Origin of the sequence: Halobacillus litoralis (assembly GCF_020524025.1) — a bacterium.
In the GTDB taxonomy this organism is placed as follows: domain Bacteria; phylum Bacillota; class Bacilli; order Bacillales; family Halobacillaceae; genus Halobacillus; species Halobacillus litoralis_D.
Map to the genome: position 1 here is coordinate 478,502 of NZ_JAIVKN010000003.1, position 16,108 is coordinate 494,609.

Consider the following 16,108-nt stretch of genomic DNA (forward strand, 5'->3'; position numbering starts at 1 on the left):
ATTGATTGTTTAATAATTCCGCCAAGCCTTCTCATATAATTGAATCAAATGCGGGTCAATTAAAGTATTGGGCTTTAACGAAATAATATCTCCATCACTGTTCAAGATTTCCCTGTCTTCATCTTTTCCAAACACTGTCATGGATTGAAGAACCTGATCTGTTAAGAACTCTGTCTGATGGGTGATGGACAAATCTTCTACCTGAATCGGGTGACGAGCAGCCATAATAAAGCCCCAGTTTCCGAAGCTTGGAATATCCACATGAAAGTTCTCTGTATACAGCCCTGTTGATGCGACTGTTTCATCTATCGTCCAATACACATCTGTAGCAAATACCGGACTGGTTGCCTGGATCATTGCCGCTCCACCAGGTTCTAAGTGATTTCTCAGCAGGGAATAAAACTCTTTTGTATACAGTTTATTTAAACTTTCGTTATTAGGATCCGGCAGGTCTACAATAATCACATCATAGAACTGATCCGCATTTTCAAGAAACCTAAAAGCATCTTTATTCAGCACCTGTACACGAGAATCGCTCAAAGACCCCTTATTGAGTTGAAGGAGGTGATAGTTACTCATGGCAAGCTTTGTAACAGCAGGATCCAGGTCCACAAGCGTGATCTGTTTAATTTCTTCATACTCTAATAGCTCTTTTACTGCAATTCCGTCTCCACCCCCCAGGACCAATACCTGCTCCGTTTTTTCAGCTGAGGCCATCGGGGGATGAACGAGCGTTTCATGATACCGGTACTCATCTGTAGAACTGAACTGAAGCGAGCCATTTAAGAACAGTCTCGTATCTCCCTGTTCCTTCGTCACCACAATTCTTTGGTAAGCACTCTCTTCCATATGTATGATTGGATCTTTATATAACTTTTGTTCAAAAGTGAATGCCATCTCTTCTCCAAAAAAAAGTCCGGTTATTAGAAGAATCCCTATGACTACAGCCCCGGCTAAATGGGCGGAAAATTTCTGTATTTCAAATCGAAACAAATAAAGAACGGTTACCGCTACTCCCAAATTGATACAGGCAACGAAAAATGCACTCTTGACCATACCCATCTGCGGTCTTAGGTAAAAGGCAAACAACAAGCCGCCAATGAGACCTCCTGCATAATCAGAAAACAATACTCTCGCTGTACTTCTGTTCAATTCCACTCCAATCTCATTGGCTTTTCTTATGAGTATGGGGAGTTCTAAACCAGTAAGAGCACCGATTGTAAATGTGACTAGATATAGGAATAAAGCGTCTGTACCAGAGGGAGCGAATGCAGTCATTCCAAACATTGCGAAACTTGAGAAGCCTCCGATTAAAGCGACCATGTACTCAATCCATATAAATGTGATGATCAAACGCTTCATCACCCGTTCACTTATGCTTGCTCCAATTCCCATTCCGGTTAAAAACAGGCTTATGGTAAGCGTATACTGCTTGACCCCGTCACCTAAGATGTAGGATCCAAGGGCTCCAAACAACACTTCAAAAATAATACCGCAAATGGAAACAATTCCTGATGCCCAATAGATGAAATGACTCTTTCGAATGTTTGCTTCCATCAAACTCACTCCACTTTGTAAAATTTTTCCCTCTAAAAAAGCCACTATGATTGAGTTTCATAGCAGCTTTCCGGAGAGGAAGGTTACGTAATAGATGCCCCGATTACGAATGCTAATCCAATCGAGACTCCCATCGTTATAATTCCTACGGCTGTGTTGTTTTCCTTCAATTTTGTTTCAACTGAAAATTTGCGGGTGAACAACTCGAATAGTAAGTATGCAATCATCTGCAGGACAACGCCGTATGCTCCCCAGATCAATGTATCCCACACGGTAAAACTGTGGTAAATGGCAAAGGACAAAACAATACAGATTCCTATAATCTTGCCTGCAATCGACATTGCCACCGCCTGATTGCCCTGCTTTACTTCATCCCAATCTTTATACTGCCTTGTTAACCATTCAAAAATTACCAGACCGATAACAACAATGATAATCGCCAGCGCAAAATAACCCAAAGTAGCCAAAAATGGTTCCATATTTATACCTCCTTTATTTTCCTGTCCCAGGACCTCCACCTCGATTGGTGGACCCCCTCATTGAACCTGTTCCTCCAGAGTTATAGTTTCCGTACATGCCATAGCCGCCGTAACAGCTGCCTGTCTGCTGACAAGTCGACCTTCTCCGATTATACCAGTCATTTGAACCTAACATCCGATTAAGAAGGACAGCTGTAAAGAAACCATTAAAAAATCCCGGGGAGTAATTATTCCTTACAAAATCATCGGAAGCGAGCTCGATCGTAACCACTCCAGGTTCCTCCTGACTTTCCTGAATGATAATAAAATCATCAGGGTAAATAAGTATCTGCTTCTCTTCCTGACGGGTACTTATCTCTTCCGGTGCTATAGCTTCTGAAAGAGAATCAGCAACTTCAGGCAGCGTTAATTCTCTAGTCATATAGATACGAGAGATGCCTTGATCAGACCTGATTGTATCGAGAAGCGGAAAGCTTTCTTGGATTAACTGCTCTATTGTACGTGCATCTGAATTTTCTATAGTTTTTAATATCTCAGAGCGATCTGGTTCAGATGGAAGTTCACCATATGTATCTTCGGTATAAGACCCGGACATGCCTCGCGGTTCGTCATTGCCGAATACATTAAATACTAAAAACAAAGCAATAATCCCAACCACTATAATTCCTAAGTAATCTTTCAAGCCGCATCCTCCTTCCGCATAAAATAGCCGTGCCTAACCAGGGGTCAGGCACGAACATCTCCTATTCTTTACTCTTTATTCATCTTCTTCTTCAAAGCTGCCAATTCGTCATCGATATCGTCTTTCTTATCCAGTTCCTCAAACTCATCGTCTAAGGAACGGCTTTGTGAAGACATATCTTCACTCGTTTCCGCCTCTGCCTCGTGCTGCATAACTTTCTCCTCCATACGTTCAAACCCTTGACGGGATTCGTCTCCGCCAATGCTGGACATCGTTCTGTTCATCTTCGTGCGTGTTTTAGCTGATTCGGCGCGGGCTTTTAAGGAATCTTTTTTCAACTTCATTTCCTGGTATTCTTTTTTCATCTCATCCAGTTTCTGGCGAAGATTAGCTGCATCTTCCTGCGCACGTTCCCAGGAGGCTTTCAACTGATCAGCCTGATCCTGATGATTCTTCTTATCTTCCAATGCACGCCTTGCCAGGTCTTCATTTCCTGATTCAATCGCTTTTTCAGCCTGCTGCATCCGCTTATCGACAAGTGCTTGTGCATCATCGTATTTACGCTTTAACATTTTTTCATTTGCAATTTGTTTAGCAACCGCACTTTCGGCTTCACGAATATCGTTCTCCATATCCCTCATAAATTGGTCGAGCATCTTTACTGGATCTTCCGCTTTATCCAACATTGAATTTAATTCAGAACCCACGACTGTTTTAACACGTTTAAAAAATTTAAACATTTTTATGCCTCCTCATTATTTTGAACCTGCAATAATTTTAATTTCGTAATTTTCAATGTCATGACCGATACTTACTTCCACTTCTGTACCCCATGATTCCAGACTAAGATAAGTTTCCTCATCCTCAGCAACGTAATCCGCATAACTTACGGTACGTCCATTAATATTTGTACTCCTGCCTTCTCCGCTGACACGCGCTTCCCCTTCTTCATCCTTAAAGAAGGACTGCCCCTCATATTCCAGTGTCTTAGGAAAAGGCCTGCTTACAGGGAGTTTCACTGTCTGATAAACACCTAATTCAAGTTCATCATCCATTTCAGCTGCCAGCCACTTGGTTGTGCTTCCTTCAAGGAGCTGATAAGAATACCATTCATAAGAACCATCCCGATAGGTGATCTTACCTACAACCTCATAATCAACAAGGTCGTATGTGACTATGTCGCCCACCTGGATATTCAGTGGTGTACGTTCTTTCACTTCCGGTGTCTGCTTTTCACTTTTAGAAAACAATCTTGAAAAGAACCCCAAATCCTCACCTCTCCTTCACTTTTGCCCCTGTGTACCTGTATGTACGGTTACTTCATCTCTTTGGTTTCATTTTTATTGAAATAAGTAAAAATACCTTTATCTATTCTCCTATAGATTCCTACTCTCTTGCAAGCCGGCCAAGAACAATCAGGAATCTACCTGTGCCTGTGAATCACGTCCAAACCTCCTGTAACCTCATAAATGGTTCCTGTAATCATGTCAGAGTCTTCCCCACACAAAAATTTAATGGTTCTTGCTATGTCTTCTCCCGTACCAGGACGCCCAATCGGAGTTTGATCATCTTTATTTCCGCGGCTTTCGTTAATAGAGGCCTCCTTCCAGTCTCCAACAATATTCCCGGGACAAATCATATTGGATGTAATTCCGTGTTCAGCCTCTTCATAAGCAATGGTCTTGGTTAACGATACAAGACCTACTTTAGCTGCCGCGAAAGCTGAGCGGTAAATCCATCCTGAAGCTGAATGCGCCCCCTGAAATCCATAATTTACAATCCGTCCGAATTTTTGCTCTCTCATATATGGAACAGTAAGTTTCATCAAATGAAAAACAGCGTCTAAATTCCCTCGAATCATCGCATTCCATTCGTCCGTTGAATAATCCATTAATTTCTTTCTTTCAAAAATATATGGACCCGCGTTATTAATTAAAAAATCCACTCGTCCATATTTCTCTACCGCCTTTTTGACGAGCAGTTCCAGGTCCTCCTGGATCTTAACATCTGCCTTCACTAATTGAATCCGGTGATGTTCATTTGGAAACGCATCAAGTAAAGTCAATGCCTTCTGCCTGTCATTTAAGTACGTGACTGTAACTGAATGGCCTTCATTCAGCATATGTTCGGTAACTTTTCTCCCCAAGCCTTTTGTACCTGCTGTAATAATAGCGTGGCGCATAGATCTCCCTCCTTCTATGTAAATAAAGCCTGAAGCTCTGTTTACTAAACCCTATCCTTTCTGTACAATAGTTTCGTCATGAAAGGACGTGTTACATATGAAAGCAGCCATTACCAGGAAGCCTCTTTTAGAAACTTACGGTCTAGAAGCTGTACCGAATAACCAAAAAAATACACCCTGGTACCGTTTTGCCTTTATACAAATTGCGATTGCCGCTAATGCTGGAAACTTCCTCATTCCGGCATTAGCTGTCCTTGAAGGAGGTTTATCCTTTTGGAGCGCTGTTATATCTACGACTATAGGTGCTTTTCTAGGATTCCTGCTTGTTTCTTATCTATCCCTGCCTGGAGCACGTCTTGGAATTCCTGCTCAATATGCGATTCGAACCATGCTCGGCGTTCGAGGAACCAGGTTTTTATCGTCTCCCATCCGCAGCATTACCTCTCTCTATTGGTTTAGCGTGCAGACCATTGGCGGTACGCTCGTCATTCAAGAGCTTTTTAAGCGAGCGAGCGGAATTATTCTTCCGTTCTGGGTGTACTCCATTCCTCTTTCAATCCTAATGGTATTTTTAGCCATTATCGGTTTTGATGCAGTTAAGAAAGCCACCAGTTATTTTTTACCTCTGCTTTTGTTTGGCGAAATCACAATTCTCTATGTTTACTTTACTACAAACACAGAAAGTGATACATCCATCTTGCTTCAAACAAACACATGGAATGAATCGCTGCCCACTATGTTTTTCTTTGCCAGCCTGGCTTTTGTTCAATATGTATCTGGAGTAAGTGCTTCTGCCGATATGACACGCTATGCGAAAACCCCCGCTCACGGATTCTGGGGATTATTAGTCGGAAACAACATTGGTTTTTTAATTACTGCGATTATCGGCTGTGCGTCAGCTGCTTTATATGGAAGTCTCAATCCTTACGTCTCTTCCTCCAGTCTAACAGATTCCCCCATTATTATTAGCATTATTACGATAACGGCGGTCATATCCATGATCAGTATTAATGTTAGTAATGCGTATACAGGAGGATTCAGTTTACTTAACACATTCACAAAGCTTTCACGTGTGCAGAGCGCTGTGTTATTCGGGTTCATTGGAGTTGTTCTCAGCGGTTTCCCTTCACTAGTCCATGAAGCAGAGTCCTTTATCTCCTTACTCGGCGGTTTAATCATTCCTATATCAGCCGTTATTACCAGCGATTTTCTCATTATTAAAAAGCAGCACTTGAACGAAAAGGACTTATCGCTGCTCACAAGTTCAGGCTCATTAAATAAATATGCCATGTACACAATTTTACTCGGAAGTCTTTTCTACTTCCTCCTGCCAGAACAATGGTCCCCTGGATTTTTGACCTTTCTTTTGATTAGTTTCATCTACCCATCCATTATTATGAAAAACAGGAACTGGCAATAATAAAGCCCCAACAGGTCAACTGTTGGGGTTTGTTTTATTTTCTTTTGTCTTTTGGCTGACGCCCTGATTGATAGCTCTCATTTAAGGCACTCATCATCTGCTGCTGGAGTTTATTTTCTTTTTCAAGCGGGTTTGTCGGCTTCTTCATATCATCACCTCTCTTTTAATGTTCACAAAATTCTTATATTTATGCATGAAACATGGTCTATGAGACTTTTGAAGGTGATATAATAAAGATAACCAATAGGAGGGAGGCATGAAGCATGACTTTTGAGTATAAGGATATTGTCGTTGCCGTTGACGGATCAGTTACCGCCGAGGTTGCTTTTAATAAAGCAATTGATATCGCAAATAGGAATGATGCAAAGCTGATCCTCGCCCACGTCGTAGACACGAGAGCTTTTGCTACTGTAGAGGCCTACGACCGTTCACTCGCTGTACGTGCTGAACAATATGCTACAGAGCTGTTAAATGACTATCAGCAGAAAGCTAAAGAAGCAGGCATTTCAAACGTGGTGGTGGATATTGAATACGGTTCTCCAAAAGTAAAAATTGCTAAAGATGTGGCTCCAAAGCACAAAGCCGATTTAATCATATGCGGGGCTACCGGCCTGAATGCAATGGAACGTTTTTTCATTGGCAGTGTTTCTGAACACATCACCAGATATGCCTCCTGCGATGTACTCGTTGTCCGGGCTGATCAAGAAGATTCAAATAAAAAGTAAGGGAGCCTTTACAAAAGGCCCCCTTACTTTTTTAGTTCATTGACTACGTGTATTAATTCCGGAAGGATCAACCGGTCCATAGCAAGTTTTACAGCACCCGTAGACCCCGGTGTCGAAAAAACAGCCGTCTTCCCACTGACCCCGGCAGCCGCTCTGGATAGGATAGCTGCTGAGCCAATATCTTCAGAATAGCTTAACATTCGAAAGATCTCCCCAAATCCAGGAATTTCTTTATCGAATATAGATTGCACAGCTTCTATCGTTACATCTCTTTCAGCTATCCCTGTGCCCCCATTTAAAAGGATTGTATCAATAGCGGGATCCTCTATTCCTTCTTTCAACGCCTCGAGAATACCCTCTGCTTCATCCGGAACGATACGGTAAGCGACCATCTGATGGCCAGATTCCGATAATTTATCGATCATAAGTCGTCCACTTTTGTCTGTATCCTTTGTTCTTGTATCACTAACTGTCATAACAAAGCAGCGAACCGCTTGATCTCCTGCTGCTTTATGTCTTTCTACAGACACTACATCCCCTCCTCCTGATTCATTAAATAACGGTATTGATAGAACTTCATCGCAAACTCTGTCACCTGCTTAGTTAAGTGATAGTTGGAGTAAGCACCGATAGCAATACTAATAAAAGGCAGGCCCTGTACGAGCTTCTTCCGAAACATCATGATAAATAAAGATTTAAAACACTGCTTCATCGGCTGCTCCAACCATCCTTCATCTGTCAGTTGATCATCGCCTGCAAAAATATAATTATGTTCTTTTCCTTTTACTTCCTGAATCAAGTCATTCCAGGCATCTGCTTTCAAACGTTTAGGCAGAGTAGCGGCATGGAATACTTTTAGCGAAATCATCATTTCATAAGGGTGGTTCATTTCATGACCAAATGTAAGCCCGATAAGCTGAATCGCCCGGATATTCATCACCATCATCAATGGATAATCTACACCCAGCAGCAGCCATCCGCCTGCTCCAGTCAATCCTCCTTGAGCAAAAGAATATAGCCGGCCTCTCGCCATTTGCTGCTCAGCTATGTAAGTCAATTGCTCGACCGACAATTCCTTTTCCATATCCTCTATACGCTCAATCTGACTTGAGAAAACCCGGCCAATGGTCAATATTCTCTCTCTGGCTTCATATTGGTAAGAAGTTCCCTGAAGAAAAGCATGAGTATGAAAAAACCAGGTATCCAGCTTTGAGAAAAAAGCTTTTTTTACTCCTGGGTCCATATTTAAAAAGCTTTGTTGAATCCAGTGATCATAAATATTTTCAAAATCATTAGGCTGGTACTGTTGGTATTGCTGAAGCCATGTTTCCAGTTCTGTACGTATGCGTTTGTGTGACAAAGTACTCCCTCCCGACTTCACTTCTTACCATATATTGTAGCCTTAACCATAAAAAAAAAGCAATGGCCCGCACTTTTATTCGTAAGGCGGGCCTTGCTTATTTTATAGTCCTTTTTCAACTGTGTCTCTGGCAATCATAACTTCTTCATTTGTCGGGATAACCATGACTTTCACAGGGGAATGCGGGTAATTAACAAAGGCTTCTTTTCCGCGTACTTTGTTAAGGGATGGGTCCCAGTATACACCCATAAATTCCAGACCTTTCAACACACGTTCACGCATCGTAACACTGTTTTCACCTACACCAGCGGTAAAGATGATTCCGTCAATTCCATGCATACGTGCAGCGTAAGATCCGATATATTTGTGAATACGTGCAGAGAACACCTCTAAAGCCAGTTCAGCACGTTCGTCACCTTCATTTGCCTGTTTTTCAATATCTCTTAAATCACTTGAAAAACCGGAAAGAGCAAGCATGCCACTTTCTTTATTCAACACGTCCATTACCTCATTGGCCGTTTTGCCTGTTTTCTCCATAATAAATGGAATCAAGGCAGGGTCAATATTACCAGAACGCGTCCCCATCGTAACACCAGCTAGAGGCGTAAAGCCCATGGAAGTGTCGATAGATTTTCCACCTTCAATGGCAGCAATACTTGCGCCATTCCCAAGGTGACAGGAAAGCAGGCGCAGTTCTTCTAATGGACGCCCTAACATTTCTGCTGCACGCTCGGACACGTACTTATGAGATGTACCATGGAAGCCGTACTTACGGATTCCATAATCTTCGTAATACTCATAAGGCAGGCTGTATAAATAAGACTGCTCCGGCATGGACTGGTGGAATGCCGTATCGAATACAGCCACGTGAGGTACATTAGGCAGCACTTCACGGAAGGCATTGATCCCTGTTAAATTGGCAGGGTTATGCAGCGGTGCAAGATCCGATACTTCCTCAATTTCCTTGATAACTTCATCAGTGACTAATACGGAATCGCTGAAGCGCTCCCCGCCATGCACAACGCGGTGACCTACGCCATTGATTTCATCAAGAGAATCGATAATTCCATTAGCGGTTAATTTATGAAGCAGCATTTTGACTGCTTCCCCGTGATCAGGAATGTCTGTAACTGTTGTATCTTTTTCATCATTCACTTCAATTGTAAATACAGCGTCATCCAGGCCGATACGTTCAACCAACCCTTTTGTAATCACTGTTTCTTCAGGCATTTCAATCAATTGGAATTTCAGTGATGAACTACCTGCGTTTATAGCAAGAATTTTATTACTCAACGATGCTCATCCCCTTAAGTTTAGGTTCATAGTTTTCTACCACTACCATTTAATCACCCGCTACAAGGGATTTCAAGGTAGATCACCAATGATAACGTTTACTTGTTATATTCGATATTTTCTCACAATTTCGCCATCTTATATTCATCAAACCACTGGTTTATTTGGGCTAGGATATCTGCCATTCCATTCGGGTTTTTAAACGAAGGCAGTTTAGCAAGAAGTGCCTGCTTCGGCGCCTTTGTAGTTTCCCCTTTTTTCTGCAGAATCAATATACTTTTCCCGTGCTTTTCATCTTTAAAAAGTGAGTCCGAAAGCTGAAGCATCCCCACAATGTGCGCATGTTCTCGCAAGAAGGCATTTAATGCTTTCGATTGATCACTATCAAACAGGAAGTTTGGAACGATAAACATGAGGTAGCCGCCTGCTTTTGTATAGTTCAACCCTTGTTCAATAAACAAGTGGTGGGCGTAGGATAAACCTTCCTCTGCTTTCAACTGATATCTTTCTGCCTGTGCATCGTCTGGATAGTATCCCACAGGGAGATCAGCTAATACAAAATCCACCGGCTCCATGAGAAATGGAGCTAGACTATCCTGATGAAAGAACTCAATTTTATTTTGTTGAAGGTTGGCGTTCGTAACAGCCAGTTGAATCAAAGTTGGATCTACCTCACTGGCATAAGCTTGTACAGGCATTTCTAATTGATTCATCACAGATGTAATTAAATTCCCGCTCCCGGACGCGGGATCAAATAATTTCAAATCTTCTTGATCCTCAAACAATTTCGAAGCCAGATACCCCATAAACATAGCTACAGAATCCGGGGTAATCAGATGCTGCTGCTGGGTAGCTCCTTTCATACCTTTTAAAATAGTCAATTGGACAGCTTTACGGACTTCTTCTTTTTCGAAATCATCTTTATTTACTTTTAACAGCTCATTGGTCAAATGCGTTTGAAGGCTTTCCTTCATGTCGTCAAACGGCTGTCCATTAAATAGGACATCCATCGTTTCCGCAATGGCTTCTAAATAAGTGATGTTCATATCTTCTGATATCACCGTGGCCGTATCATCAATCCATTGAAAAAGCTTCTCCACATGTTCTTGCTTCATAATCATTCTCCTTAATGAGGGATTCATAAGAAATTGACGCATCTGCTAAAAAACAACATGCGCCAAGTTCACGTTCTGTTTAACATTATTGTCTAAGACAACCATATCGAAAACTACACGGCAATTCAACAAACTTAAACTTTCCCGATTTGTTTGAAAATTGGGTGCGCTTCCAATACGCGAAATGTTATGATAACTACAAGCTTTACATATAGAAGGAGGATGCTAGATGAGCGACCAACGCAGAAACTTATTCTTTTATTACCATCAAAAACAAGAACTATCGGATAAATTAGACTCCCTCTTCCAGCTGGCAAGGGATAATGACTTTCATATTGTTGAGGATTCTAAAGAAGCTAATATTATTATCGCTGTAGGCGGAGATGGTGCTTTCTTACAAGCTGTAAGAAAAACAGGGTTTCGCCAGGACTGCCTTTACGTAGGGATCCGCGTTGAAAATGAAGCAGGACTATACTGCGATTTTCATATCGATGATCATGATGAAATGATTGAAGCGATGAAAAATTCAGAGGTCGAAGTTCGAAAATTCCCTGTCATTGATACAACAATCAATAACGAATCGACTTTTTCCTGCCTTAATGAGTGCAGTGTGCGATCAACCCTTATTAAGTCCATTGTCATTGATGTTTACATCGATGAGCTTCATTTCGAGACATTCCGGGGAGATGGTTTAATCATTGCTACCCCCACAGGCAGCACAGCCTACAATAAATCCATTAATGGATCTGTAGTTGATCCAAAACTTCCTTGTTTCCAAATCAGTGAACTAGCTTCTTTAAATAATAACCGGTATAGGACTCTCGGTTCTTCCTTTATTCTAAGCGGGGAGCGCTCTCTACACTTGAAAGTACGTCAGGACGGCAATGACTATCCAATTATCGGCATGGATAACGAAGCTTTTTCAATTCGAAACATCCAGGATGTCACGGTCAATTTAAGTGAAAAAGTAATTAAGACTGTTAAGCTGAAAAACAATACTTATTGGGACCGGGTAAAGCGAACATTTCTATAAAAAGGCATACTAAAAAACCTTCCCTTTAAGGGAAGGTTTTTTGTTTATCTTTGATAGACAACGTCTCCATCCACAACTGTCATTGTGACTGTTGCATCCGCAAGCTCATGGGATTTCAGAGCAAATAAATCACGATCTAAGACGGTGAAATCTGCTAAGTAGCCTTCTTGAATGATCCCCTGCCTGTTCTCGTTATGAATGGCTTGAGCGCTTCCCTTTGTGTAGAGGGAGAGGGCTTCGTATACCGTTAATTTCTCTTCTGCCTGATACACCGCATGATCATAGCTGGCTCTGCGGTCAACAGCTGCACGTATACCTAGAAGTGGGTTAATCTCCTCAATGGGTGCATCTGATCCCCCGGCACACATAATTCCTGCATCGAGCAGTGTCTTCCATGAATAGGAATTTTTAAGCCGCACATTACCCAGTCTTTCCATAACCCACGGGAAGTCTGATGCTACAAATGTCGGTTGAATATCCAGGACGATATTAAGACGTCTTAGTTTTTGAATAAGCTCCGGGCTTAGAATTTGAGCATGTATGATACGATCACGCTCCCCTGTATCAAGCGGGTTGGCAGCTATTGCATCAGCTACAGCTTCCACAGCTCCATCTCCAATCGCATGAACCGCAACAGGCATCTGACGTTTCCTTGCTTCCTTCACCAATTGGTCCAGCTCTTCTGAGGAATGGATAGCTACTCCGTAGTTCTCAGGATCGTCTGCATAGGGCTCTTTAAGCCATGCTGTTCTTCCGCCAAGGGCTCCATCAGAGAAAATCTTTAAAGCGCCTAGTTCAACAAATTCATTTCCTTTTTTAAATCCAAGCCCCTCCTCATCGACTTGCTCGATAACTCCGTGATGAACAAGTAAATGAGCTCGAAATTTAATATTCTTGCCATCAATGACATCTAAAAAGGCCTGATAAGTCTTTTTAAACCCACCATAATAGTTTAAATCTTCACTATGACCGCCCACCAGACCATAGGAATGCATATCTTTGATCGCCAGGTCGGTCGCTTTCTTTAAATACTCAGGAGTTACTTCCGGCATCGCTCGTTTAATGAGGTCCTGCGCTTTGTCATGAAAATAACCGGTAGCCTTTCCTGCCTGATCTTTTACTATAACTCCGCCTTGAGGGTCAGGAGTTTGGTCATCGACTTTCGCAAGCTCCATCGCTCTTGTATTCGCAAGCAAAGCATGCCGGCAGACTCTTGTAAGCATCATTGGATGGTCTGAGGAAATCTCATCAAGCTCGTCTTTATGTATAATCCTTTTTTCTGCCCACTGATTTTCATTCCACCCGTCTCCAATGATCCACTCTCCAGCAGGCAGCTGTTCTGCGTGCAGCTGCAAAGCTTGTTTAACCTCTTCTGCAGATTTCATGAAAGAAAGGTCCAATCTCATCAGCCGCTCTCCATGTCCAATAATATGAAGGTGACTGTCTGTGAGACCTGGATACATAACTGAACCTTTCAAATCATGTTCCTCTGTTATTTGTTCTTTATAAAACGAATACAAGTCGTGCGTATTGCCAACAGCAACGATCTCACCATCAGAAGTTACAACAGCCTCCACCCATTCGCCTTCTTCTTTCAGTGTATATATTTTTCCTCCATACCAGAGCTTCACACGAACACTCCCTCTCATCGTTTACTATTACCTATATCATAAATAAGAGCAAAAGAGAAACAGCAGCCCTTATAAAAATACCCTGATCACAAATGTGACCAGGGTATTTTTTTACAGTAGATCCTCAAATGGATCATCTTGTTGATGGTTTTCATGCGCGTCTACCTCGATAATATAAGAATCTTCAATGGCCTTCTCTATATCTTTCGTAAAGTCGCTGTTAGATTCATAATAATTCGCGTTACTACGCGTTGGTTTGGTTTTTGGAGCTTTGGGGACAAAAACCGTACAGCAATCCTCAAATGGACGGATAGAAATCTCATACGTGCCTATCTTCCTTGAAATATCGATAATTTCAAGTTTGTCCATAGCAACAAGAGGCCGGATGATCGGATAGTTGGTCACTTCGTTAATTGTGCTCATACTTTCCATCGTTTGACTGGCTACCTGTCCAAGACTTTCCCCAGTGGTAATAGACAATACTTCTTGTTTTGCCGCTACTCTTTCACTAATTCTCATCATCATTCTTCTCATAATTGTCATGCTGTACCCTTCCGGCATTTCGCGATGAATTTTCTGCTGAATTTCAGTGAAGGGTATCACATGTATTTTTATTTTAGATCCAAACTTGGCAAGTTCCTGAGCAAGGTCCACCACTTTCTGCTTTGCACGATCACTTGTATAAGGAGGAGAATGAAAATGAATCGCTTCTAGTTCCACACCGCGCTTCATAGTTAAATAACCAGAAACAGGACTGTCGATGCCGCCTGAGAGCATCAATAAACTTTTGCCTGTGGTACCAACAGGCAGACCGCCTGCACCAGGATAATCCTGCGCAGTCACATATACACCTTCATGGCGGACCTCTACTTTAATTTCCACATCTGGATTGTGGACATCCACCTTAACATCTTCAGTATTACGTAAAATATGCCCACCTAATAACGGGTTGATTTCCTGAGATACGATTGGAAAAGACTTATCTGTACGCTTAGAAGAAATCTTAAAAGTCTTCGCCCCTTCCGCATCACGAAAAGCGAGCAGAACAGCAGCTTTCATTTCTTCTTCATCCTGTTCAACTTTCACGGCAAAACTAAGACTGTGAATGCCAAAGACATTTTGGCAGGCCTCCATAACTTTTTGGGGATCTTCTCCATTTAAAGTTACATACATGCGTCCTTGTGTTTTTTGTATTGTCGTACCTGGGTAATCATTTAGTTTGCCAGCTATATTGCTTTGCAGCTTTTGTTCAAACACCTTTTTATTTTTCCCTTTCAGTGCCATTTCACCGTATCGAATCATTATCCGATCAAAGTTCATGATTGATTCACCCCATCGTTGCCTTTAGATTTTCTACTGTCTTATCTAATATTTTTAAAAACGTTCGAACTTCCTCTACTGTATTATGAACAGAAAAACTGACTCTTAAAGCCGATGTTGTGCGTTCATAATCTATATTGCAGGCCTTCAAAACAGAACTGACATCAGGATGTTTGGAAGAGCATGCAGATTTCGTAGAGATGAATATATTCTCATGGCCTAAAGCATGAATAATCACTTCAGGTTTGTAGCCCGGAATAGAAAAGTTAAGGATATGCGGAGCACCCTCTTCTGGAGAATTAATAATAGCATAGTCACGATTGTTTAGTTCCTGCCATAATGTTTCCCTTAGTCCAGACAAGGCCTGCACCTTTTCTTTTGTATTTTCGCTCACTAAACGAAGGGCTTTAACGAAGGCCACATTTCCCGGTAAATTTTCTGTTCCTGCTCTTACTTCGGCTTCCTGACTTCCCCCATGCAATAGAGGAAATAGAGAGACGTGTCTTTGGACGACTAAGGCACCGGTTCCTTTTAATCCATGGATCTTGTGGCCTGAAATCGTACAAAGATCAACATAAGAATCTTTAATCGAAAGATCAATTTTTCCAAGACCCTGCACATGATCCACATGAAAGAAAATTTTAGGGTAAGCGCGAAGAATATTTCCAATTTCTTTAATTGGCTGTATTGTTCCAAGTTCATTATTTACAGACATGACGCTGACCAAAATCGTGTCATTTCGTAGTGCTTTCTGAATATCATCAGGGTTAATCTTCCCATACCGATCAACATTTATATAAGTGACTTCAAAGCCTAATGACTCTAACGCACGAAAAGCCTCCATAACCGAAGGATGCTCGATAGCAGAGGTAATGATATGCTTTCCTCTGGATTGATGCTGAAGAGCAACGCCTTTGACAGCCATATTGTTTCCTTCTGTCCCTCCAGAAGTGAAAATGACCTCCTGAGGTTCAACGTTTAACAGTTGAGCTGCCTGCTTACGGGAACGGTCAAGCAGACGATCTGCTTCTCCTCCCAGGCTGTGGACGGAAGAAGGGTTTGCGTAAAACTGATCAGCAACCTTCTGGAAGCTGGACAACACGTCTTGATGCGGATGAGTTGTCGCACTATTATCGAAATATATCATAAGGCCTTGACTCCTTTAATTCAAATTGCAGTCCACTATTTTATCATAACACTCTTGTATGTTAAATACTTTCATAACCGTAGTTCCTAAAAATTATCCTTTTACTCTCTCCTAATCGTTTCCTTTTCTTTTTCATAGGTTCTGTTAAAGCTTAGTGTTGTTAG

The 16,108-nt window shown here is 41.8% G+C and carries 16 protein-coding genes; 3 read left to right on the forward strand and 13 right to left on the reverse strand.

Features of this window, described 5'->3' with window-relative positions:
- Positions 1 to 9: 9 nt before the first annotated feature.
- The 6 genes from LC036_RS13965 to LC036_RS13990 form a co-directional block, all read right to left on the reverse strand.
- Positions 10 to 1,557, reverse strand: coding sequence for a polyamine aminopropyltransferase (locus tag LC036_RS13965; RefSeq protein WP_226583718.1), 1,548 nt, complete (start codon positions 1,555 to 1,557; stop codon positions 10 to 12).
- 83 nt (positions 1,558 to 1,640) lie between these two features.
- On the reverse strand, positions 1,641 to 2,036 hold the full coding sequence (locus LC036_RS13970; RefSeq protein ID WP_226583720.1) for a DUF350 domain-containing protein: 396 nt from the start codon (positions 2,034 to 2,036) through the stop codon (positions 1,641 to 1,643).
- A gap of 13 nt (positions 2,037 to 2,049) precedes the next feature.
- Entirely contained in the window at positions 2,050 to 2,718 is a 669-nt protein-coding gene (locus LC036_RS13975; RefSeq protein WP_226583723.1) for a DUF4247 domain-containing protein, read from the reverse strand.
- A 68-nt stretch (positions 2,719 to 2,786) separates the two neighbouring features.
- On the reverse strand, positions 2,787 to 3,458 hold the full coding sequence (locus LC036_RS13980) for a PspA/IM30 family protein (RefSeq protein WP_226583726.1): 672 nt from the start codon (positions 3,456 to 3,458) through the stop codon (positions 2,787 to 2,789).
- Positions 3,459 to 3,473: 15 nt separating this feature from the next.
- Complete coding sequence (locus LC036_RS13985) at positions 3,474 to 3,986, reverse strand: DUF4178 domain-containing protein (protein ID WP_226583727.1); 513 nt, start codon at positions 3,984 to 3,986, stop codon at positions 3,474 to 3,476.
- A 155-nt stretch (positions 3,987 to 4,141) separates the two neighbouring features.
- Positions 4,142 to 4,900, reverse strand: coding sequence for an SDR family oxidoreductase (locus tag LC036_RS13990; RefSeq protein WP_226583729.1), 759 nt, complete (start codon positions 4,898 to 4,900; stop codon positions 4,142 to 4,144).
- Between the two features lie 97 nt (positions 4,901 to 4,997).
- Between LC036_RS13990 and LC036_RS13995 the strand changes: the two genes are divergently transcribed.
- Both LC036_RS13995 and LC036_RS14000 read left to right on the forward strand, forming a co-directional pair.
- The gene (locus LC036_RS13995) at positions 4,998 to 6,320 is read left to right on the forward strand and encodes a purine-cytosine permease family protein (RefSeq protein ID WP_226583740.1); all 1,323 of its coding nucleotides are present in this window, start codon (positions 4,998 to 5,000) and stop codon (positions 6,318 to 6,320) included.
- A 263-nt stretch (positions 6,321 to 6,583) separates the two neighbouring features.
- Complete coding sequence (locus LC036_RS14000; protein ID WP_226583742.1) at positions 6,584 to 7,045, forward strand: universal stress protein; 462 nt, start codon at positions 6,584 to 6,586, stop codon at positions 7,043 to 7,045.
- A gap of 23 nt (positions 7,046 to 7,068) precedes the next feature.
- Here the strand turns inward: LC036_RS14000 and LC036_RS14005 are convergent, their stop codons facing one another.
- The 4 genes from LC036_RS14005 to LC036_RS14020 form a co-directional block, all read right to left on the reverse strand.
- On the reverse strand, positions 7,069 to 7,575 hold the full coding sequence (locus LC036_RS14005; RefSeq protein ID WP_319004472.1) for a MogA/MoaB family molybdenum cofactor biosynthesis protein: 507 nt from the start codon (positions 7,573 to 7,575) through the stop codon (positions 7,069 to 7,071).
- Positions 7,575 to 8,405, reverse strand: coding sequence for an EcsC family protein (locus LC036_RS14010; RefSeq protein WP_226583744.1), 831 nt, complete (start codon positions 8,403 to 8,405; stop codon positions 7,575 to 7,577). Before LC036_RS14010 ends, LC036_RS14005 begins: the two co-directional genes overlap by 1 nt.
- 102 nt (positions 8,406 to 8,507) lie before the next feature.
- Entirely contained in the window at positions 8,508 to 9,698 is a 1,191-nt protein-coding gene (locus tag LC036_RS14015; protein ID WP_226583746.1) for an acetate kinase, read from the reverse strand.
- A gap of 122 nt (positions 9,699 to 9,820) precedes the next feature.
- Positions 9,821 to 10,813, reverse strand: a complete 993-nt coding sequence (locus tag LC036_RS14020) for a class I SAM-dependent methyltransferase (protein WP_226583751.1) — start codon at positions 10,811 to 10,813, stop codon at positions 9,821 to 9,823.
- A gap of 229 nt (positions 10,814 to 11,042) precedes the next feature.
- Between LC036_RS14020 and LC036_RS14025 the strand changes: the two genes are divergently transcribed.
- Positions 11,043 to 11,846, forward strand: coding sequence for an NAD kinase (locus tag LC036_RS14025; RefSeq protein WP_226583753.1), 804 nt, complete (start codon positions 11,043 to 11,045; stop codon positions 11,844 to 11,846).
- A gap of 44 nt (positions 11,847 to 11,890) precedes the next feature.
- On the opposite strand, the gene LC036_RS14030 is transcribed toward LC036_RS14025, so the two are convergent.
- The 3 genes from LC036_RS14030 to LC036_RS14040 form a co-directional block, all read right to left on the reverse strand.
- The gene (locus tag LC036_RS14030) at positions 11,891 to 13,477 is read right to left on the reverse strand and encodes an amidohydrolase (RefSeq protein WP_226583755.1); all 1,587 of its coding nucleotides are present in this window, start codon (positions 13,475 to 13,477) and stop codon (positions 11,891 to 11,893) included.
- A gap of 111 nt (positions 13,478 to 13,588) precedes the next feature.
- Positions 13,589 to 14,797: a tRNA uracil 4-sulfurtransferase ThiI gene (gene thiI, locus LC036_RS14035; RefSeq protein WP_226583757.1), complete on the reverse strand. Its 1,209-nt coding sequence runs from the start codon at positions 14,795 to 14,797 to the stop codon at positions 13,589 to 13,591.
- Positions 14,798 to 14,804: 7 nt separating this feature from the next.
- On the reverse strand, positions 14,805 to 15,944 hold the full coding sequence (locus LC036_RS14040) for a cysteine desulfurase family protein (protein ID WP_226583759.1): 1,140 nt from the start codon (positions 15,942 to 15,944) through the stop codon (positions 14,805 to 14,807).
- Positions 15,945 to 16,108: the final 164 nt, after the last annotated feature.